This is a genomic window from Pseudomonas sp. R1-1, from assembly GCF_051132135.1.
In the GTDB taxonomy this organism is placed as follows: Bacteria; Pseudomonadota; Gammaproteobacteria; order Pseudomonadales; family Pseudomonadaceae; genus Aquipseudomonas.
In genome coordinates, this window is sequence record NZ_CP071663.1 from 2,136,156 (window position 1) to 2,156,094 (window position 19,939).

Below are 19,939 nucleotides of genomic sequence, written 5' to 3' on the forward strand. Positions count from 1 at the left end.
TTTTATAGATCTTGTAGTGGTGCGCTGACGCGACGGGCGCCGAGCAGACCGGTGACGATGACATACGTTAGCGCGGCAGCGGCGATCCCTACCAGCGGCGCGACCCACGGCGAACTGAACGCAGCAATGGTGCCCACCCCGTAAGCCCCTAGCCCCGGCCAGTTGAACGCCGGCAACCGCGCGTCGGCCAGACGCGGATAGTGCCCGCGCCAGCGATAGAAGAAGTCCGCCATGATCACCCCGCCAATCGGCGGAATCACTGTGCCGAGCAAAATCAGATACGGCACCAGCATGTCGTACATGCCGAGCAAGGCGAGCACCGTGCCGATTACCGCGCCACCGAGGGTTACGGTTCTGCGCCGGCCGGTGCGCAGCAGGTTGCAACCGGCGACGGCAAAGTTGTAGATGGTGTTGTCCTGGGTGCTCCAGATGTTCAGCAGCAGCATGGCCATCGCGGCCATGGCGAAACCTTGCAACAGCAACACCTCGACTACGTCTGGTTGCTGATAGACGATCGCGCCATACGCGCCGATCAATACCATCAGGCCGTTGCCAACAAAAAAACCGATCAGGCTGGCCAGCACCGCGACCCGTGCCGAGCGCGAGAAACGCGTCCAGTTGGTCGCTTGCGTCGCGCCACTGACAAAGGTGCCGAACACCAGCGTGATGGCTGTCGACCAGTCCAGCGAACCCGTCGGCACGACGCTGAGCAAGCCCTCGAAACCGCCGACTTTTATCGTCGCCACCCACATCGACAGCATCAACAACAACAGCATCGCCGGCACCGCGATGTACGAGAGAATTTCCAGCCCGCGATAGCCGATGTACGCCGTGGCGCAGAAACCCAGCCCGAACAGCACCATCAGGCCGAGCACCGTGGCTTCATTGAGATTGAAATACTTGCCGATCACCACCGCCGCCGTCGCCGTGCCCCAGGCGTACCAGCCGATCTGGGTAAAACCGAGGATCAGGTCGCTGAGCTTGCTGCCCACTTCACCAAAACAGAAACGGCCCATCAGCACCGAATTGAGCCCGCTCTTGAAAGCGATATAGCCAAGGCCCGCCGCGTACAGGCCGAGCAGCAGGTTGCCGACCACAATCACCGCGATCATCTCGCTGAAGGTGAACGCCACGCCGAGCTTGCCGCCGGCAAACATGGTCGCGGTGAAAAACGTGAAGCCCAGTAACACCATCGCGGTAGAGGCCAGGCCTTTGCGCGCGTGCATCGGGACTTCGCTGAGGGGGTAATCGTTGCCGGGAGCGTTCTGCGTCATGGGGCAGTCCTTGCTGGAAGGGAGAAGACGCGGGAGGGTTGCAGCGGTCGTGCCAAATACCGATTGGGTGGGGTATGTATAGACGACGCGGCAAAGTCAGGCGCAAAAACGGTGCACCCGAGCGCACCCGTGTGCCATGTGGGAGCCACGGCCCATGATCGTTCCCACGCTCTGCGTGGGAATGCAGCCCGGGACGCTCCGCGTCCCCCGCCAAAGCCGAACGCGGAGCGTCCGTTGAGGCATTCCCACGCAGAGCATGGGAACGATCGGTGTCTGGGGATTTTGATGCTGACAGAGGAATTGCAGTAGGGCGGCGCAGGCATAAAAAAACAGCCTTCGCGGCTGTTCTTTATTTCCTGACTCAACACCGACCCCTGTAGGCCTTCGCCTGCTCGCGATAGCGGTGTGTCATCAAGCATATGTTTGGCTGACACACCGCTATCGCGAGCAGGCGAAGGCCTACACAAAGCGATCTGCGGTGATTACTCGCCGCGATAGATGCATCCGCTGGTGCACGTCTCATGAATGCGGATCGCGCTCAGTTCTGGCAGCAGCGGCTTCATTTCATTCCAGATGAATTTGGCCAGCACTTCACTGGTCGGGTTTTCCAGACCGGGAATGTCGTTCAGGTAGTTGTGATCGAGACGCTCGTACAGCGGCTTGAAGATCGCCTTGATCTCGGAGAAATCGCGGATCCAGCCGGTGTGCGGGTCGAGGTCGCCGCTCAGGTGCAGCGCCACTTTGAACGAGTGACCGTGCAGACGCCCGCACTTGTGGCCGTCCGGGACGTGCGGCAGGCGGTGGGCGGATTCGAAAGTAAATTCCTTGAAGATTTCCACAGTATTCTGGCTCTGTTCAGATGGCGTTCGCCGCAGCGATTCGGGCAGGCGGCGAGTTTATCAGCTTGTCTGTGGCTGTGCTGACTAAAGGGTCAGCAAGTGCTCGGCGAGGCGACCGTTGGCCGTCAGTTCGAGAAATTCGTCACCGAGGCGGCGGCTTTCGTCCATCGCCGTGTGCCAGTACTTCTGCCGGCCGGGGGCATCGCCCATGAAGCGCTTGAAGTCGTTACGGTCGGGCAGTTTGCCGAAGGGCAGGCGGGCCAGATATTCCTTCGACGGCGCGAGCAACAGCACGTCCTGCAAACGCTGCACCGAGGCGCGGCGCCACGGCAGGGTCTTGTCGAACCAGCCGGGAATCACCCGGTCGGTGAAGTGCGGATAGAGCACGATGCCGTCGCCGCTGTAGGGCAGGTCGAGGTGATAGTCGAGCAGGCCACCGTCGCGGAACGTCCCCGCGCCAGCACCCGGCAAATCGCGCACGCCTTCCATGACCATCGGAATCGAACCCGAGGCGAGCAGGGCCTGGCGCAGGTTGCCGGTGTTCAGCGCGACAAAGCGCGAAGGAAAATCGTCCAGTGCATGCAGCGGCGGGGCCAGGCGCGGGTCGTGGATGATCAGCCGCTCGAAGTGCCGTGACAGGCGCGCACGACCACGCAGGTTGTCGGCAATCACCGAACCCAGCGCCAGACCGAGTCGTCCGCGATGATCCTCGGCCAGTCGCCCCTGACTTTTCACCACCATGATGTTCAAGCGGTAATGCGCATTGTCGAGGATGCTGGCGTCGCGGCCGTCGAGCAGGTCGTTGAGCATGCGCTGCGAGCTCTGACTGATCTCGGCCATGGTCACGCCTTTGTTGAAATTCTGCTCGGCGTACAAATGCCCGAGGCGGCGGATGCCTTCGGCGGCGTCCGGCAGGCAGGCGCTGGCGAAGCGCCAGGAGCCGACTGAAGCGCCGATCAGCGAACGCGCGCGCGGCGCACTCGGCAGCCATTCACCGAACAGCGCCAGATCCAGCCCTTGAATCCCCAGCGCCTTCGGCCCACCGGCCGCGCCGGGCAGGGTGCCGACGTCGGCAGCGTTCAAGCCCTGGGCGCGAATGCGCGCCATGGCCCGCGGGCCGGCCTTGAGCGTGAGGGCAGGGAATTTGATGTGGATGGCGGTCATACCGGCCTCGATCGTTAGCAAGCTGGGGATTATAAGCACATGTTGCAGAGCCCTTGTAGGAGAGAGCCTGCTCGCGATAGCGGTTTATCAGTACTGATCGTTCCCACGCTCTGCGTGGGAATGCCTCAAGGGACGCTCCGCGTTCCAATGGGACGCAGAGCGTCCCCGGCTGCATTCCCACGCGGAGCGTGGGAACGATCAATGCGTCGGACTGTGGTCCTGCGGTGGTGGGCACAATGATGGCCATTCAGTTTCAGTTAAGTTGCTGCCGCTAAGGTGCCTACCTTAAGCAACCTATAAGAATTCGGAGACACCCGTGAACACCCTGACTGCCCTGACCACTGCCTCGCTCATCTGCCTCACTGCCAGCACTGCGTTTGCGCGCGATCTGGGGCCTGACGAGGCGCTTCGCTTGCGTGACGCTGGTACTATCGTCTCCTTCGAGAAGCTCAACGCCATCGCACTGGACAAACACCCGGGCTCGGAAATCACCGAAACCGAGCTGGAGGAAGAGTACGGCAAGTTCATTTACCAGATCGAATTGCGCGACCCGAAAGGGCTGAAGTGGGATCTGGAGTTGAACGCTGTCGATGGTGAAGTGCTCAGGGATCATCAGGATACGTAATGAAGCTGAATATTCGCGTCACCCGCCTGACGGCGCTGACGCTGGTGTTGTTGTGCAGCCCGGCCATGGCTCGCGACCTTGATCAGGACGAGGCACTGACCCTGCGTCGCGAGGGCGTAATCCTGCCGCTGGAGCAAGTGCTGCAGCAGGCCATGGATCGCTACCCCGGCGCGAAACTGCTGGAAGTCGAGCTGGAAGAAAAACACGACGTCTACATTTACGAAGTTGAGTTGCTGACGGTCGAGGGTGTGGCGCGCGAGCTGCACTTGAAAGCCGATACCGGCGAGTTAGTCAAAGACAAGGAAGATTGATCGATGCGTTTGCTCTTGGTGGAAGACCATGTACCGCTGGCCGACGAGTTGCTCGCCAGCCTGCAGCGGCAAGGTTACGCGGTCGATTGGCTGGCGGACGGTCGCGATGCGGTGTATCAGGGCAGCAGCGAGCCTTACGATCTGATCATCCTCGATCTCGGCCTGCCCGGTGTGCCGGGGCTTGACGTACTGGCGCAGTGGCGCGCCGGTGGGCTGGCGATTCCGGTGTTGATACTGACGGCACGCGATTCCTGGGCCGAACGCATCGAGGGCCTGAAGGCCGGTGCCGACGATTACCTGACCAAGCCGTTTCATCCCGAAGAGCTGCAACTGCGCATTCAGTCGCTGCTGCGCCGCTCCAAGGGGCAGGCCAATCAACCGACTTTGAAGGCCGCCGGCCTGCACCTGGACGAGGGGCGTCAGTGCGTGGTGCGTGACGGCGCGGACATTCAACTGACGGCCGCCGAGTTTCGTCTGCTGCGCTATTTCATGTTGCATCCGGAGCAGATCCTCTCCAAAAGCCACCTCGCCGAACACCTCTACGACGGTGAAACCGAGCGCGATTCCAACGTGCTCGAAGTGCACGTCAATCACCTGCGACGCAAGCTCGGCAAAAGCGTGATCGAAACCCGTCGCGGCCAGGGTTACCTGTTCGGCGGGCAAGCCTCGTGAGATCGATCCAGCGCCGCTTGAGCCTGGGTCTGATCAGTGTGATGGTGATCGTCGGCGTGGTGCTGGCGCAGACCAGCCTGTGGTTGTTCGAAGTGGGTCTGCAGCGTTATCTCGAAGCGGGTCTGCGCAACGACAGCGAGAGCCTGCTGGTGGCGTTGGTCCGTGGCCCGCAAGGCTTGCAGCTGGACGAGCGGCATCTGTCGCCAGCCTATCAGCGGCCGTTTTCCGGGCATTACTTCCGCATCGACTTTGCCGACAGCCACTGGCGTTCGCGCTCATTGTGGGACCAGGACCTGCCGCTGCTCGATCATCCCGGCCTGCACAGCAATCTGCAGTTGGGCCCGGACGGCCAACAGTTGCTGATACTGCGTTCGGACTATCGGCGCCTCGGCCAGTCGATTTCAATCAGCGTCGCGCAGGATTACACGCCGGTGCGCGAAAGCTTCCAGCGCATGCGCCAGATCGGTCTGGCAGCAGGCCTGACGGCGTTGCTGGTGATTCTGCTGTTGCAGCGCCTGACCGTACGCCGCGCCTTGAAGCCGCTGGAACGGGCGCGCGAACAGATCGCGCAATTGCAGCAGGGCCAGCGTTCGCAGCTCGACGACCAAGTGCCGGTGGAACTGGAGCCGCTGGTGGCGCAGATCAACCATTTGCTCGCCCACACCGAAGACAGCCTCAAGCGCTCGCGCAACGCCCTGGGCAATCTCGGCCATGCCTTGAAAACCCCGCTGGCGGTGTTGTTGAGCGTGGCGTCGAGCGAAAAACTCGATGCGCATCCGGAACTGCGCAAGGTCCTCATCGAGCAACTGGAGCAAGTGCAGCAGCGCCTCAATCGCGAGTTGAATCGCGCGCGCTTGTCCGGCGATGCACTGCCCGGCGCGCTGTTCGATTGCGACGCGGAACTGCCGGGATTGCTGGCGACGCTGAATATGATCCACGGCGAGCATCTGGCGCTCAGCTACGTCGCCCCGGCGGGCCTGCAACTGCCGTGGGACCGTGAGGATCTGCTCGAGCTGCTGGGCAACCTGCTGGATAACGCCTGCAAGTGGGCGGACGCCGAAGTGCGCTTGAGCGTGATCGAACGCACCGATGGCTTTGCCTTGAGCGTCGAGGATGACGGCCCCGGGATTCCCGAACAACAGCGCGCCGAGGTGTTCAGTCGTGGCACACGGCTGGATGAACAGACCGACGGCCATGGGCTGGGGTTGGGAATCGTGCGCGATATCGTGGAAACGTGGGGCGGCTTGCTGGTGTTGGGCGAGAGCGAGTGGGGTGGGTTGAAGGTGGTAATCGAATTGCCTAAACGCTGAGCCTGATGACTACACCATCCCCTGTGGGAGCTAGCCCTGCTAGCGATAGCGATCTTTCAGTCACATGAGTATTGAATGTGACGCCGTCATCGCTAGCAGGCTAGCTCCCACATTGGTTCTCGGGCTAGCCGTCAAACGCGAAACTGATCCATCAACCGCTGCTGCTGATTCGCCAGGCTGTTGAGCGACTGGCTGACCCGCGCCGATTCATTGGCCTGCCCCGACAGCGATTCCGTCACGTCGCGAATCGTCGCCACGTTGTTGTTGATCTCTTCGGCCACCGCGCTCTGCTCTTCAGCGGCGCTGGCAATCTGCAGGTTCATGTCGCTGATCACCGTCACCGCGTCGCCGATCTGGCGCAGTGCGGTCACTGCCTGGCCGACCTGCTCGACACTGCCCTGGGCCTGGCGATGGCTGTTGCCGATCGAACCGACCACCTCCTGCGTGCCGTTCTGCAATTGCTCGATGACCTGACGGGTTTCCTCCACCGATTCCTGGGTGCGTCGGGCAAGGTTGCGCACTTCATCGGCAACCACGGCAAAACCGCGTCCGGCTTCACCGGCCCGTGCCGCTTCGATCGCGGCATTCAGTGCCAGCAGATTGGTCTGCTCGGCAATCGCGCGAATGGTTTCCAGCACCGCGCCGATTTTCTCGCTGTTGGCCGCCAGACCTTCAACCTGCACCATCGCCGCGCTCATGTCGGCGGCGAGGGTGTCGATGCTCGCGGTAGTGCGGTCGATTACGGTCAGGCCCTGGCGAGTGGCGCGGTCGGCGTCCTTGGCGGCTTCGGCCGCCTGGGCCGCGCTGCGGGCGACGTCCTGCGCGGTGGCGCTCATTTCGTGGGAGGCAGTGGCGACCTGATCGACCTGACGGTATTGCTGCTCCATGCCGGCGCTGGTCTGGGTGGCGATGGCCGAGGACTGATCAGCCGTGCTGCGCGCATCCTGCACCGAGCGTTTCACTTCGGCGATGATCGGCTGCAACTTGTCGAGAAAGCGGTTGAACCAGCCCGCCAGTTGCCCGAGTTCGTCCTGCTTGTCATAGGCCAGGCGACGGGTCAGGTCGCCTTCGCCGCTGGCGATGTCTTCAAGCATGTGCGCGACGCCCAGGATCGGTCGGGTCACACTGCGCGCCATCAGCCACACCAGCAGCAGGCCGAGCAGGGCGGCGAGGCCGCCGAGGCCCAACTCCATCAACGTGCCCGAGGTATTGCTCGCGTCCAGCTGTTGCTCGAGTGCTTCGGCGCGGCTGACCAGAACTTTTTCCGGCACATCGAGCAGCACGCCCCACGCCGGCCCGCCCGGAATCGGCTGGAACGGCGAGAGCACTTTCAGCTGACCATTGTTGTGCAGACTGCTCACGCCGGTGCTGGCCGCCAGGCGTCGCAGCAGTTCAGCCCCGCTGGTGGTGTCGACGGCGTCCAGACGCTGGCTGAGTTTGCCGGCATCGGCGCTGTAACCGGCGAGCAGGCCGGCGGGGCTGATGATGCTGACGGCGGTCTGACCGTCGTAGAGTTTCTTGCTCGCGGTCTGGCTGATCGCTTGCAGGCTGTTGAGGTTGATGTCGACCGACAGCGAGGCGATGACCTCGCCGTTGAGCAGCAGGGGGAAGACGATGCTGGTCATCAGCACTTTCTGCCCGTCGATCACGTAAAAGTACGGTTCGATCACACACGGCTTGAGCGTGCTGCGCGGGCAGGTGAACCAAGCGTTGGCCGCCTGACCGCTGGGGCCGGTGCGGGTGTCGCTCATGTCACTTTCCGGCAGGGCCATCGAGTGGACCTTGCCCGGGGTCGGCTGCGACCAGTACAGAGCAAAACGGCCCTTGTCGTTGCTGCCCAGCTCCTCTTGCCCGGCGAACAGTTCGTCCTTGCCGTCCAGTGCATTGGCTTCGAATACCAGCGACAGGCCGAGCAGGTCCGGGTTGGCCTGCAGCGCAGATTTGACCTGACGGGTCATGTCTTCGCGCAGATCGAAGGCATCGAGAAAACGCTTCTCGGCCTGTTCGCGCAGAAACAGCACCTGCCGCGAGAAGCCGTGGCCGTATTGATAGGCGTCCATGAACTGCTGGCGAATGCCTGCCGCTTGCACCTCACCCTGCGACTCGATGCGCGCCTGCGCCGACTCGGTGAGCATTTCCATGCTCGACGCCTTGACCAGCGCGGAACTGTGCTCCATGCGATACAGCGAAAGACCGACCAACAGGGTCACGATACCGGCCAGACAAAGGCCGGCGAGCAGGGTGATTTTCCATTGGATGGAAAGGTGTCTGAGCGACATGGAAAACATCCTTATTCGATAAATATCTGAGACTTTGCACTCTAACGGCTGAAAAACAGCTTTCTTGAGCGGCAAGCTGCAAGCTAAAAGCGAGCGTCGGGCGCCAGGATTGATCGTTCCCATGCTCCGCGTGGGAATGCCTCAATGGACGCTCTGCGTCCGCTTTGGGACGCGGAGCGTCCCGGGCTGCATTCCCACGCAGAGCGTGGGAACGATCGAAGGGATTTGCTTTTCGCTTGCCGCTCGAAACTTGCAGCTTGAGGCTGCTTGGGGCACAGTGCGCGCCCTTTTAACAAGACCCTTTTGGCTCCGCCGAGCAGTTCTGGCGGACTCATCCTGTCTGGCGGTCGGTTGTCCACCGCAGTGTTTTTCGAGGTAGTGAAATGAATGCAGTCATAGCAGCAGTCGGCGTCATGCTGATTCTCAGCCTGTCCCGCGTGCATGTGGTGATCGCGCTGATCGTCGGGGCGCTGGTTGGCGGCCTGACCGGTGGCCTGGGCATGGACGCCACACTCAAGGCGTTCAACAGTGGTCTGGGCGGTGGTGCGACCGTGGCGTTGTCCTACGCGTTGCTCGGCGCTTTCGCCGTGGCAATCGCCAAGTCTGGCCTGGCCCACGCGCTGGCCGACAGGGCGCTAGCGATGGTTGACCGGCAGCATTCGACCGGCGGCGGCAACGTCAAATGGCTGCTGATCGGCCTGTTGTGGGTGGTGGCGATTGCTTCGCAGAACATCCTGCCGATCCACATTGCGTTCATTCCGCTGCTGGTGCCACCACTGCTCTATGTGCTGACCAAGCTGCAACTCGACCGCCGCCTGATCGCCTGCGTCATGACCTTCGGCCTGATCACCCCGTACATGTTCCTGCCGGTGGGTTTCGGCAACATCTTCCTCAATGAAATCCTGCTGGCCAACGTTGCGCGCAGCGGCGTCGACATCAGCGGCATCAACATCACCCACGCCATGGGCATTCCGGCGCTGGGCATGGTTTTCGGCTTGGCGATGGCGTTCATCAGTTATCGCAAGAAGCGCGTCTATGACCTGGAAAAAATCGAGCAGGTCGAGCAGACCGCAGTGCATTACAACCCGTTGAGTCTGCTGATCGCCGGCGTGGCCATCGCCTCGGCGTTCGTCGTGCAGTTGCTGCTGGATTCGATGATTATCGGTGCGCTGGTGGGTTTCCTGATCTTCTCGGTGTCCGGCATCGTCAAGTGGCGCGAAACCGATGACCTGTTCACCGAAGGCATGAAAATGATGGCGATGATCGGTTTCATCATGATCGCCGCCTCCGGTTTCGCCGAGGTGATGAAGGCCACCGGGCAGGTGCAGACCCTGGTTGAATCGTCGGCGGCATGGATCAATCACAGCAAAGGCGTCGGCGCGCTGTTGATGCTGCTGGTGGGCTTGCTGGTAACCATGGGCATCGGCTCGTCGTTTTCCACGGTGCCGATTCTGGCGGCGATTTTCGTGCCGCTGTGCGTGCAACTGGGCTTCAGCCCGATGGCCATCGTGTGCATCGTCGGCACTGCCGGTGCGCTGGGCGACGCCGGTTCGCCGGCCTCGGATTCGACCCTCGGCCCAACCTCCGGCCTGAACATCGACGGCCAGCATCACCACATCTGGGACACCGTGGTGCCGACCTTCCTGCACTACAACCTGCCGCTGCTGGCGTTCGGCTGGTTGGCCGCGATGGTGCTCTGACCCTGTCACCGACCCACTGATCGTTCCCACGCTCTGCGTGGGAATGCCTCATCGGACGCTCCGCGTTCGGCTTCTGAAAGGGACGCAGAGCGTCCCGGGCTGCATTCCCACGCAGAGCGTGGGAACGATCAGATGCAACCCAACCCTTTCGCGAGCAGGGGATCAGGGAATGATCCGGACTCAACTTTTGCCCTGGCGTGCCGTTAAAGCCTTTAACCACGCCAACAAAATCAAAAGAGTGAGCCCCCACAATGCGCCTGAGCCTCAAGGCTAAAGTCCTGTCCCTCGCCGTTCTTCCGGTATTGCTCTTTGCGCTGGTCATCAGCCTGACCACACTGTTCATCCTCCAGGAACAGGCGCGCAAGGAGGTCGAACAGACCCGCGAGCGCCTGCTCGGCGACGCCAAAGCCACTCTGCAAAGTTATGTCGCCGTGGCGATGACCACGATCAAACCGCTGTACGACGCTGCCGCGCCCGGCGACACCGAGGCGCGGGCGCAGGCGATCAAGCTGCTGTCGGGCATCCGCTACGGCAAGGACGGCTACTTCTTTGCCTACGACTCGGAGATCGTGCGCCTGTTCAAGGCCAACGACCCTGACGGCGTGGGCAAAAGCTTCAAGGACAACCGCGACCCGAATGGCGTCTACGTCAACCTCGGTCTAGTGAAAGTGGCGAAGGACGGTACTCACTACCTGCAATACAGCTCGCCGCTGCCGGGCAATGCGAAAGTGCTGGTGCCGAAACTCGGTTACACCGAATACCTGGCCAAGTGGGACATGGCCGTCGGTACCTCGGTCAACCTCGACGGCATCGAAGCGCAAGTGGCGCTGGTCGAAGCTCAGGTGCAGGAACGCGTGCAAGGCGTGGTGCTGAGCATTGTCGGCGTGGCGGTGCTGGTGCTGCTGGTGATTGCCGCGGCGGGGATGCTGCTGGCCAATACCATCCTGCGGCCGCTGACCCTGATGAAAGCCAACCTCGATGACATCGCGGCAGGCGAGGGCGATCTTACCCGGCGCTTGAATATCACCAGTCAGGATGAACTCGGCGAACTGGCCGGCTCGTTCAACCGCTTCGTCGACAAGATCCACGGCCTGGTGCGGCAGATCACCGAGATGACCACACAACTGACCGGGCTGGTGACTCAGGTGTCGGATCAGGCGCAGCGCTCGGATCAGGCAATGGAGCGTCAGCGTCACGAGACCGATCAGGTCGCCACCGCCATCAACGAGATGTCCGCCGCCGCGCAGGAAGTTGCCAAGAGCGCGCAGAACGCCGCCGTCGCCGCGCAGCAGACCGACGCAGAAGGCCAGAGCGCCAAACGCGTGGTGGCCGGCAGCATCAAACAGATTCATGCGCTGGTTGATGACATTCGCAACAGCGGCGTATCGCTGGACAGCTTGCAGCAGGACGTGACCTCGATTGTCGGTGTGCTCGGGGTGATTCGCTCAATCGCCGAGCAAACCAACCTGCTGGCCCTCAACGCGGCAATCGAAGCGGCGCGGGCGGGTGAGGCCGGGCGTGGTTTTGCCGTGGTCGCCGATGAGGTCCGTGCGCTGGCCAGCCGCACGCAGATCAGCACCCAGGAAATTCAAGGCATGATCGACCGCCTGCAAGCTGGCACGCAGCAGGCCGTTGAGGCCATGCGCCGCTCCAGCGAGGCCGGTGATGGCACGTCACAGCAGGCCAATCAGGCCGGGGCATCGCTGGATGCCATGGCTGAGCTGATCGCGACAATCAACTCGATGAACGCACAGATCGCCAGCGCCGCCGAAGAGCAGACGGCGGTGGCAGAAGAGATCAACCGCAGCGTGCACCAGATTGCAGTGGCGGTGGACAGCGTTGCCGATGAAACGCAATTGGGCGCGCAGACCTCGCGCAGTCTGGCGGAGTTGGGGCAGCGGTTGGGCAAGCTGGTGGGGCAGTTCCGGATCTGACGCTTGAAAAGCAGCCCTCACCCTAGCCCTCTCCCGGAGGGAGAGGGGACCGACCGGGGTGTCTTGCGTCAGACGGCGGCCTGAAAAAACGAGTTGATTACGGATTCAATACCGGACTCTCAGATCGGCGTATTCTCCCAATATCCCCCAATCGGTCCCCTCTCCCTCTGGGAGAGGGCTAGGGTGAGGGGCTCTTGATCTTCAAGGCCTGTCCCAATACGGCACCTCGCCAAAACACTCGACAAAAAAATCAATCACCGTCCGCACCTTCACCGACAACCTTCGACTGCCCGGCCACAGCACCGCAATCTGCTGCGGCTCCAGACTGTTAGACACCTGATAGCCGCGCATCACCGGCACCAGCGTGCCGGCGCGCACTGCTTCGCCAATCAGCCATGACGGAAACATCACCAGCCCCAGCCCCTGTTCGGCGGCCTGGGTGAGGGTGTCGGCGTGGTTGCTAGTGATCGGGCCTTTGACTGAATACGGCGTCCAGTCCTCGCCATCGCGGCGGAAAAACCAGCGCTGCTGACCGGCCGCGCCTTTGTAGGCCAGGCATTGGTGTTGAGCCAGATCGTCAGGCTGTTGCGGCGCGCCGTAGCGCGCCAGGTACGCCGGGCTGGCGGCGACCTGAAAGCGGTGCGGCGCCAGAATTCGCGCCTGCATGCTCGAATCATGCAGTGGGCCGATGCGCACCAGCAGGTCGGCGCCTTCCTGCAACGGGTCGACGTAGTGATCGGTCTGCTGGATATCCAGTTGCAACTGCGGATACCGCGCGCACAACTGGCCCAGCCAGGGGCTCAGATGGCGCTGGCCGAACACCACCGGGGCGTTGATGCGCACCAGGCCGGTGGGTTCGCTTTGCTGCTCCTGCAACGCTTGCTCGGCTTCTTCCAGTTGCACCAGCACCAGCCGCGCATGGTGGCCGAGCATGCGGCCGGCCTCGGTCGGCGAAACGGCGCGGGTGTGGCGATAGAGCAATTGCTGATTCAGCGCCTGCTCCATCAACTGGATCTGCCGCGAGATCGAAGAGGGTGCCACGCCTTCGCGGCGCGCAACTTCGGAAAAGCTGCCATGGTCGAGCACGGCAATAAACAGCCGCAGTGCCTTGAATCCCAGTTCATTGAGCCCGTGCATGGGGTGTCCTGCTGTGCGAGTTGCGCAAAAGTGTTGTCCGAATGCTCCCATTTATCGCACAGCTCTGCCAACCGATAATCCGCGCCATCGTTTCTTGAGTGGAAAGTTTTTATGCAGACGCTGGATGAAGTGGCTGTTGCCACGCCTGTGAAAAAGTCGGGGTTGCGCTTGCTGTTGCTGCCGCTGGTGATACTGGCGGGCATGGGCTTGTCGGTGGAGGCCGGTTTGCTCGGGCCGTTGGGCGAGCAGGTCGGGCACCTGTGGGCGACGCTGAGTATCTTCGGCGTCGGTGCGGCGATTCTGTTCTTGTTGCTGCTGTTCGCCGGCCCGCAGAAAGGCCCGGCGTTGACCGATCTGCCGCGCTGGCAGTTGATCGGCGGTTTTCTCGGGCCGATGTACGTGGTGGTGCTGACCCTGGCAACGCCGCATATCGGTATTGCCATGACCATGATCGCGATCCTCTCGGGGCAAGTGGGCGAGAGCGTGCTGATCGACCATTTCGGCTGGTTCGGCGCCACGCGCAAGAAGGTCAATGCTGAGCGTTGGCTGGCCTTGGGGCTGATAGTAGTGGCGTTGATTCTGATTGCGCGGGGGTGAGTGATGGGTCTGGTGATTTTGTTGGCAGTAGTGGTGTTGGCCGGCGCGGTGTTGAGCGTGCAAGCGGCGATCAACGGGCGCCTGGGTGAGTCGGTTGGCGTGTTGCGCAGCAGTCTGCTGACCTTTGCGGTAGGCGCGGTGGTGACCGGGTTGTTGATTTTCTTCTTTGAGCCGGTGCAGGCGGTGAGTTTGCTCGACGTGCCGAAGTGGCAGTTGACCGGGGCCTTGTTTGGCGTGGTGTACATGATGGTGATGGTTGGCGCGGTGCCGGTGGTAGGCACGGCTGTGGCGACGGTGGCGGTGATTGTCGGGCAGTTGGGGATGGGGATGTTGATCGATAATTTCGGCTGGTTGGGCAATCCGGGGATCGAGCTTTCGTCGAGTCGGGTTTTGGCGATGGGGTGTCTGGCGTTGGCGCTGGTGTTTATGTATCGGAGTTCTTCGCGCTCCGTCGATTGATTGTTTTTTGTTGCTGAGATGGGGGATATCCGTTGCTTCGGGTGCTGCGGCTGGCGGTTTCGCCCTTACGGCGAGTCCCTTTTTCAGACGCCGGAGTGCCGGCCCAGCAAAAAGGAACCAAAAGGCTTGCTCCTGCGTTCGGCCCTCGCAGGCTCGGGTCCCTTCGCTCCGATGTCGCCGGTGACGCAAAAGCAAGATCAAAAGCAGGCGAGCTGACACTCGGCCTATTGAGTGGTGGGAAGCGTCGCATGGCTTTGGATTTGTGGTGGATTCGCCCCTCACCCCAGCCCTCTCCCCCTGGAGAGGGGGCCGATTTTGGTTGGTTTTGGAGCTTGCATTCGGCTCGGTATTGCAAGTCGGTGCAATTCTCACATTACCTGCGATCAGTTCCCTCTCCCTTTGGGAGAGGGCTAGGGTGAGGGGCTTTTGCCTAATCTGGCTCTACCTGCAGTTTTAGCCCTGCATCTCCCATCCGCTCTGTTTCTCGGACACTGCCCTGAAGCGTACGTCCATCCACTTTCACCACGACGATTTTCGCCTGGTCCAGATCCTCCGGTACCGGCGCCTTGACGCATAAGGTAAAGCGGTAAGGATCGTCCGCAACCGTCTCGAGGCCGACTTCGCAGTCTACGGTTTTGCTGATCTGGCCGAAGAACGTGGTCAGGCCGTAGTCCAGTCGCGCCGGGTGGTAAAGGATGTCCATCATTGCTTCTCCCTCGTCCGCAAGCGACTGGGTAGTTAATGCGTCTGGCGCCATGTGACGTTTTCCAGGCCGAATTTTTCCGCCATCGGTTTGCTGGTCTTTTGTACCTTTTCACGGCCAAAGCGCGGGATTCGGCCGACGCCGGCGTCGCAGCTCGCCCAGTGCCAGGCTTCGGCATTGTCCATTTTGTCCGAGCGGATAATGAACGACTTGGGCGTACCGTGAAGGGTGTAGTCGATAACAAAAAGTTTTGCGTTGTTCATAAAGCCGGTATTCCTCCCTGTGGTAATTAACGGATCGCAGGGCGTCGCGAAAATTCAGTCGGATTGTCCGACGGTAGCGATGATTGGCGAGCGTTGGGCGCGCTGGTTACCATGGCGCCTTCGCCAACCCCAATGAATGCTCGCCATGGCCCTTGCTGCGCCCCCCGATCTGAGTGACCCCGATGTGCCCGTGCAACCGCTGGCGCGCACCTATCCGCGCGGGTTGTTCATCGAGCCCCATGAGCATGTCTGGGGGCAGTTGCTGTATGCGATGAGCGGGGTGATGTGGGTCGAGACGCCGCACGAAGCGCTGGTCGTGCCGCCGCAGCGGGCGGTGTGGTTGCCGCCGGGTGTGCCGCACGCCATTCGCGTGGTGTCGGACTTGCAGATGCGCAATATCTATCTGCGCCCGGCGCTGGCGGCGACGCTGGATGCGACGGTGCAGGTGATCGAAGTCGGCGGATTACTGCGTGAGCTGATCGTCGGCCTGGTGGCGCAGGGCGACAGCGGCGAACCGGAGTACTACGAGGCGCTGGTCGGGCTGGCGTTGCTCGAGCTGAGGCGTGCGCGGCGCTCTTCATTGAAGGTCCCGCTGCCGGACGATTCCGATCGGCGCCTGATGAACGTGTGTCAGGCGGTGATGGCGGCGCCGTCGCTGGCGCTGCCGTTCGAGCAGCATGCGGAAAATGCCGGGGCCAGCGTGCGCACCCTCGCGCGGCTGTTCAAGGACAGCCTCGGCATGGGCTTCGCCGAATGGCGGCGTCAGGTGCAACTGGCGACGGCAGTGGCGGAGTTGATTCAGGGCGTGGCGGTGAGCGTCATCGCGCGGGAACTGGGTTATTCGCCGAGCAGTTTCAGTGACATGTTTCGGCGTGAGCTGGGGGTGGCGCCTTCGCAATTTGTTACTGGCTGAATGCAATCCCCCTGTAGGAGTGAGCCTGCTCGCGATAGCGGTGTGTCAGTTGAACATTGATAGACTGACACACCGCTATCGCGAGCAGGCTCACTCCTACAGAGGATCTGGGTGAGCTCAGGTTTGGCTGAAATCCTGAAGTCCTTGGCCGGTAGCCTTCGGTCCCTCTCCCTAAACTCTGCCCATTCCTTTCAACGGCGGAGTGCCTCCATGAGTTATCTGATTTCGCTTGCCATCGGTCTGGGCGTCGGCCTGTTGTACGGCGCGTTGGATTTTCGTTCTCCCGCACCACCGGCCATTGCGCTGGTCGGCCTGCTCGGCATGCTCGCCGGTGAACAGTTGTGGCCGATGGGCCGGCAATTGGTAGCCGGTTGGTTGTCCTGAATTTCTCATCTACTTGGGTGGATCGTTCCATGAAAGCTCTGCAATTCGATAAAACCGGCGACCTGTCTTCCCTGCGTTACGCCGAAGTGCCGTCACCTGTGCCGGGCCCTGATGAAGTGCTGGTGCAGATCAAGGCTGCCGGCCTCAACCCCAGCGATGTGAAGAACGTCCTCGGCCGTTTTCCTTACACCACGCTGCCGCGCATTCCCGGGCGGGATTTTGCCGGGATCGTAGTCGAAGGCCCGCAAGCGTTGATCGGCCAGCAAGTATGGGGCACTGGTCGTGAGCTGGGCTTCTTCGCCGATGGCTCCCATGCGCAATTCGTCAAACTGCCGGCCAGCGGCGTCGCTCATAAGCCATCGCACCTGAGCTTCGCTCAAGCGGCCAGCCTCGGCGTGCCGTACACCACGGCGTGGGATGCGCTGGAGCGCAGTCTGGTGCGCGCCGACACACGTTTGCTGGTGATCGGCGGCGGGGCGGTGGCGACGGCTGCTTTGGCCCTGGCGAAAGTGCGCGGTGCGCAGTTGCTCGCTGCCGCGCGGCGTCCCGAGCAAGTGGCCGACTTGCAGGCGCAGGGGTATCAAACGATGCAATTGGAGCAACCCGAAGCCCTTGGCGCGCAAGTCAACGCGGTGTATCGCGGCGGGGCCGATGTGATCTTCGACACCACCGGTTTCTGGCTACCGGCGTCGGTGGCGGCGCTGGCGACATTCGGGCGCATCGCAATCATCGCCGCACCAGTGGACGGCCACGTGCAACTGCCGGCGCTGGCGCTGTACCGCAAGGGCGGTTCGGTGGTGGGGATCAATTCGCTGTTGTATGGCGTCGAAGCGTGCGCGGCGATGCTTGAGCAGTTTGGGCGGTTTTTCGATGAGGATCGGTTGCCGTTGCCGCAGGGGTTGGTTGAGGTGCCGCTGGCTGAAGGGGTACAGCGTTATGTTGAGGTGAACGAGGGTGGCGGGGACAAGATCATCCTCATTCCCTGATTCGCCGCAAACCCCCTGTAGGAGTGAGCCTGCTCGCGATAGCGGTGTGTCAGTCGATACATAGGTGACTGACACACCGCTATCGCGAGCAGGCTCACTCCTACAGTTGATTTGTGTTGGGGCTCAGGACTGCGGCACGCCTTTTTCCCACGCCGACCAGTTCTTGAGAATGTCCTGCACCAGCGGATTACCGGCCCGAAACAGGTTTTCCAGCGCCGGCACAAACCCACCCTGATCGGCGTACTTGAGCAGGTTGTCGACCTCACTGCCGCCGGGTTGCGGGCGGTCGAAATCGGAGCCGGCGCGCACCACGGCAAGGCGCTGCACGTCGACCAGGCCTTCGCGGCTGGCGCGTAGCAGCGCTTCATACGTGGAGTTGTCTTCCTGTTGCGTGGTGCAGTATTCGCCCTTGTTGTCGGTCAGCAGTTTGGTCCAGACCTCGGCGCGTTCGCTCAGGCGCGTGCCGGAAAACCAGGTGTTGCCGGCCAGCGTATCGCAGCGCGTCACCACCGGTGGCTGGTTAGCCGGAGCGGAAGGGTATTTCTGCCGCCACGCCGCCGATTCCTTGCTCTCGCTAAGAACCACCTTGTGGCTCAGCGCGAAGGCCTTGGCTTGCAGTGTCGGGTTGAGTTCGAAGACTTCGGTCTTGTAGTCCAGCGGTGGTTTTTCGTTTGGGCCTTGGGTGTTGATGCCCAGGTACCCGGTCGGCCAGCTCGCCGGCGCATCGCGCGAATCCAGCTCCCACTGCGTGCCGAACTCGACCAGATAATGCGCCCACGCGGCGGTGCCGATGGTGCCGTGTTTTGGGCTGATGCCGGCGATGCCTGCGATCAGGAAGTAACTTTTGCGCAGGTCGAATTTCGGCGACAAGGCCAGTGCCAAGGTCGAGGCGGCGGCGTTGGTCTGGCCCATGCCGGTGGTCAGCAGGCACACCTGCTGGGCGTTGCAACGAATGCTCGGGTATTCCGCGGACAGGCCCGGTACGCGGATTTCCTGTTTCAGCTCGAGCCGGTCGATCCAGTGCTGCGCCTCGGGGGCGAACATGGTGATCAGCAGGACTTTCGGTTGAATCGGTGTCTCGCTCGCCCATGCAGTGGAAGAGAGCAGGGCCGCGCCGGCCAGGGTCAAACGTTTCATGGCTTGCATGCAAAACTCCTTGAGTCAGAACTGATAACCGATGCCGGCGTAGTAACCCCAGCCGTTGGAACGCGCACGGAAATTGCCGTCGCCGAAATTCAGCTCGCTGCCGTCATCCCAGTTGCCGCCGTTGTGGAAATAGCGGCCGACGAGGGTGAAGCGCAGATGCGTGAACGAGTAGAGTAAGACGTTGGTGGCCACCGTCGCGTTGGCAGTACGCGCCGGGTCGTCCTTGTGCAGATCGGAGCCAAAATCGAAGTTGGTGAAGCCAATGTAGGTCAGCGATGCGCCATTGCTGAATGTGTCGATGGGGACGATGTATTTGAGCTGCGCCCGGTAACCGTCCCACGAATACTCATTGCTCGCGCCGTAGTTTTCCCACTGATAGCGACCGTACAGGTTGGCCGACAGATTGACCCGCGAGTGCGTATCGATGTCGGTGCCGAAACCGCTGTAAAGCGTGTTGGCGCGGTTTTCCTTGCGGCTGCCGTGGTCGTAGATCCAGTCGAACGCTACGTACCACTCCTTGAACGGGCCGATGGCCAGGCTGCGGCCGGCGAGGTAGTCGATGGAGATCCGCGGTTCGTGCTCCATGAACACCGGCGAACCGTGATCCCACACGCCTTTGTCGTGGCTGTTGCCGATGTTGAAAATCTTCGGCACATCGATGTAACCGTAAAGTTCGAACGGGCCTTTTCGGCCGAAATACTCGTATTCCAGATAGATGTCATCGGCCGGTTGCGGGCCGAAGCTGATGTCCTTGCTGCCGATCAGGGTCAGGTCCTGGTTGTACCAGTCCGACAGGTACGCACCTTGTTTCGGCGGGCTGGCCTCTGGGCTGAGGCTCTCGCCCTGAGCGGATTCTTCGGCGGGGGCCGGTTGCGCGAGAGCGCTGAAGCTGAGAAATCCGGTAACGCCGGTCAGTAGCAGGGAAACAGCACAAGTGCGCAACAACGGTGCGCGTTGAGACAAGGCGAGGTGCATTCAAAAGTCCTTTTTTTGATCAGGGCCCGCAGTTCCGTGGGCTATTGGGGTTTGTCACGAAAACGCTGGCATGGGCGACAAGCAAACGTTTGCACAAGGCGTACCAGATTTGGCAAGACGCTGAAATGTAGGAGCTTTCGCGACATTTCATGACGGATCGATCAGAAAGCTACATCCAGCACCAAACCTTGTAGCGGCGAGCCTGTTCGCCAAGACGTTTGGCAGACGCCAGCGTCCATGATCCTCGTCGCGCTCTGCTAGAATCCGT

Annotated in this window: 20 protein-coding genes and 1 pseudogene; 11 read left to right on the forward strand and 10 right to left on the reverse strand. The window is 61.7% G+C overall.

Going from position 1 to position 19,939, the window contains the following annotated elements; all coding sequences use genetic code 11:
* Positions 1-2 precede the first annotated feature (2 nt).
* The 3 genes from codB to J3P75_RS09780 form a co-directional block, all read right to left on the reverse strand.
* Positions 3-1,274, reverse strand: a complete 1,272-nt coding sequence (codB, locus tag J3P75_RS09770; protein ID WP_394508064.1) for a cytosine permease — start codon at positions 1,272-1,274, stop codon at positions 3-5.
* Between the two features lie 482 nt (positions 1,275-1,756).
* A complete protein-coding gene (queD, locus tag J3P75_RS09775) occupies positions 1,757-2,113 on the reverse strand; it encodes a 6-carboxytetrahydropterin synthase QueD (protein WP_007915588.1) in 357 nt (118 codons plus the stop codon).
* A gap of 84 nt (positions 2,114-2,197) precedes the next feature.
* Positions 2,198-3,277: a patatin-like phospholipase family protein gene (locus J3P75_RS09780; protein ID WP_434710102.1), complete on the reverse strand. Its 1,080-nt coding sequence runs from the start codon at positions 3,275-3,277 to the stop codon at positions 2,198-2,200.
* Between the two features lie 316 nt (positions 3,278-3,593).
* Here J3P75_RS09780 and J3P75_RS09785 point away from each other — a divergent pair, with 316 nt between their 5' ends.
* The 4 genes from J3P75_RS09785 to J3P75_RS09800 are packed head-to-tail and all read left to right on the forward strand — an operon-like array spanning position 3,594 to position 6,195.
* Positions 3,594-3,902 (forward strand): PepSY domain-containing protein, encoded by a 309-nt coding sequence (locus J3P75_RS09785; protein ID WP_434710104.1) that lies wholly within the window; start codon positions 3,594-3,596, stop codon positions 3,900-3,902.
* Positions 3,902-4,213, forward strand: coding sequence for a PepSY domain-containing protein (locus J3P75_RS09790; RefSeq protein WP_434710106.1), 312 nt, complete (start codon positions 3,902-3,904; stop codon positions 4,211-4,213). The genes J3P75_RS09785 and J3P75_RS09790 overlap by 1 nt, the downstream gene beginning before the upstream one ends.
* Positions 4,214-4,216: 3 nt before the next feature.
* Positions 4,217-4,885 carry a response regulator transcription factor gene (locus J3P75_RS09795; protein ID WP_434710108.1) on the forward strand — a complete coding sequence of 223 codons (669 nt, stop codon included), beginning with the start codon at positions 4,217-4,219 and terminating at the stop codon, positions 4,883-4,885.
* Positions 4,882-6,195: a sensor histidine kinase gene (locus J3P75_RS09800; protein ID WP_434710110.1), complete on the forward strand. Its 1,314-nt coding sequence runs from the start codon at positions 4,882-4,884 to the stop codon at positions 6,193-6,195. The genes J3P75_RS09795 and J3P75_RS09800 overlap by 4 nt, the downstream gene beginning before the upstream one ends.
* A 131-nt stretch (positions 6,196-6,326) precedes the next feature.
* On the opposite strand, the gene J3P75_RS09805 is transcribed toward J3P75_RS09800, so the two are convergent.
* Together J3P75_RS09805 and J3P75_RS09810 are read right to left on the reverse strand one after the other, a co-directional pair.
* Positions 6,327-7,082 carry a methyl-accepting chemotaxis protein gene (locus J3P75_RS09805; protein ID WP_434711248.1) on the reverse strand — a complete coding sequence of 252 codons (756 nt, stop codon included), beginning with the start codon at positions 7,080-7,082 and terminating at the stop codon, positions 6,327-6,329.
* 150 nt (positions 7,083-7,232) lie between these two features.
* Positions 7,233-8,597 (reverse strand): annotated as a pseudogene (locus J3P75_RS09810) (chemotaxis protein); the annotation flags it as partial.
* A 260-nt stretch (positions 8,598-8,857) separates the two neighbouring features.
* On the opposite strand from J3P75_RS09810, the gene J3P75_RS09815 reads away from it, so the two are divergent.
* Both J3P75_RS09815 and J3P75_RS09820 read left to right on the forward strand, forming a co-directional pair.
* Positions 8,858-10,174, forward strand: a complete 1,317-nt coding sequence (locus J3P75_RS09815) for a Na+/H+ antiporter family protein (protein WP_434710112.1) — start codon at positions 8,858-8,860, stop codon at positions 10,172-10,174.
* 251 nt (positions 10,175-10,425) lie between these two features.
* Complete coding sequence (locus J3P75_RS09820; RefSeq protein ID WP_434710114.1) at positions 10,426-12,108, forward strand: methyl-accepting chemotaxis protein; 1,683 nt, start codon at positions 10,426-10,428, stop codon at positions 12,106-12,108.
* 201 nt (positions 12,109-12,309) lie between these two features.
* Here the strand turns inward: J3P75_RS09820 and J3P75_RS09825 are convergent, their stop codons facing one another.
* Complete coding sequence (locus tag J3P75_RS09825; RefSeq protein ID WP_434710116.1) at positions 12,310-13,245, reverse strand: LysR family transcriptional regulator; 936 nt, start codon at positions 13,243-13,245, stop codon at positions 12,310-12,312.
* A 111-nt stretch (positions 13,246-13,356) separates the two neighbouring features.
* Between J3P75_RS09825 and J3P75_RS09830 the strand changes: the two genes are divergently transcribed.
* Positions 13,357-13,842 carry a DMT family transporter gene (locus tag J3P75_RS09830; protein WP_434710118.1) on the forward strand — a complete coding sequence of 162 codons (486 nt, stop codon included), beginning with the start codon at positions 13,357-13,359 and terminating at the stop codon, positions 13,840-13,842.
* A 3-nt stretch (positions 13,843-13,845) separates the two neighbouring features.
* Entirely contained in the window at positions 13,846-14,301 is a 456-nt protein-coding gene (locus J3P75_RS09835) for a DMT family transporter (RefSeq protein WP_434710120.1), read from the forward strand.
* Positions 14,302-14,731: 430 nt separating this feature from the next.
* On the opposite strand, the gene J3P75_RS09840 is transcribed toward J3P75_RS09835, so the two are convergent.
* Together J3P75_RS09840 and J3P75_RS09845 are read right to left on the reverse strand one after the other, a co-directional pair.
* Positions 14,732-15,004, reverse strand: coding sequence for a hypothetical protein (locus tag J3P75_RS09840; RefSeq protein WP_434711250.1), 273 nt, complete (start codon positions 15,002-15,004; stop codon positions 14,732-14,734).
* A gap of 35 nt (positions 15,005-15,039) precedes the next feature.
* On the reverse strand, positions 15,040-15,267 hold the full coding sequence (locus J3P75_RS09845) for a DUF6555 family protein (RefSeq protein ID WP_090284584.1): 228 nt from the start codon (positions 15,265-15,267) through the stop codon (positions 15,040-15,042).
* Between the two features lie 136 nt (positions 15,268-15,403).
* Here J3P75_RS09845 and J3P75_RS09850 point away from each other — a divergent pair, with 136 nt between their 5' ends.
* The 3 genes from J3P75_RS09850 to J3P75_RS09860 all read left to right on the forward strand — a co-directional run bounded on the left by J3P75_RS09850 (position 15,404) and on the right by J3P75_RS09860 (position 17,550).
* Complete coding sequence (locus tag J3P75_RS09850; RefSeq protein WP_434710122.1) at positions 15,404-16,180, forward strand: AraC family transcriptional regulator; 777 nt, start codon at positions 15,404-15,406, stop codon at positions 16,178-16,180.
* A gap of 210 nt (positions 16,181-16,390) precedes the next feature.
* Positions 16,391-16,564 carry a DUF1427 family protein gene (locus tag J3P75_RS09855; RefSeq protein WP_434710124.1) on the forward strand — a complete coding sequence of 58 codons (174 nt, stop codon included), beginning with the start codon at positions 16,391-16,393 and terminating at the stop codon, positions 16,562-16,564.
* Positions 16,565-16,593: 29 nt separating this feature from the next.
* Positions 16,594-17,550, forward strand: a complete 957-nt coding sequence (locus J3P75_RS09860) for a quinone oxidoreductase family protein (protein WP_434710126.1) — start codon at positions 16,594-16,596, stop codon at positions 17,548-17,550.
* Between the two features lie 123 nt (positions 17,551-17,673).
* Here the strand turns inward: J3P75_RS09860 and J3P75_RS09865 are convergent, their stop codons facing one another.
* Together J3P75_RS09865 and J3P75_RS09870 are read right to left on the reverse strand one after the other, a co-directional pair.
* Positions 17,674-18,696, reverse strand: a complete 1,023-nt coding sequence (locus J3P75_RS09865; RefSeq protein ID WP_434710128.1) for a purine-nucleoside phosphorylase — start codon at positions 18,694-18,696, stop codon at positions 17,674-17,676.
* A 15-nt stretch (positions 18,697-18,711) separates the two neighbouring features.
* Positions 18,712-19,671: a nucleoside-specific channel-forming protein Tsx gene (locus J3P75_RS09870; protein ID WP_434710130.1), complete on the reverse strand. Its 960-nt coding sequence runs from the start codon at positions 19,669-19,671 to the stop codon at positions 18,712-18,714.
* Positions 19,672-19,939: the final 268 nt, after the last annotated feature.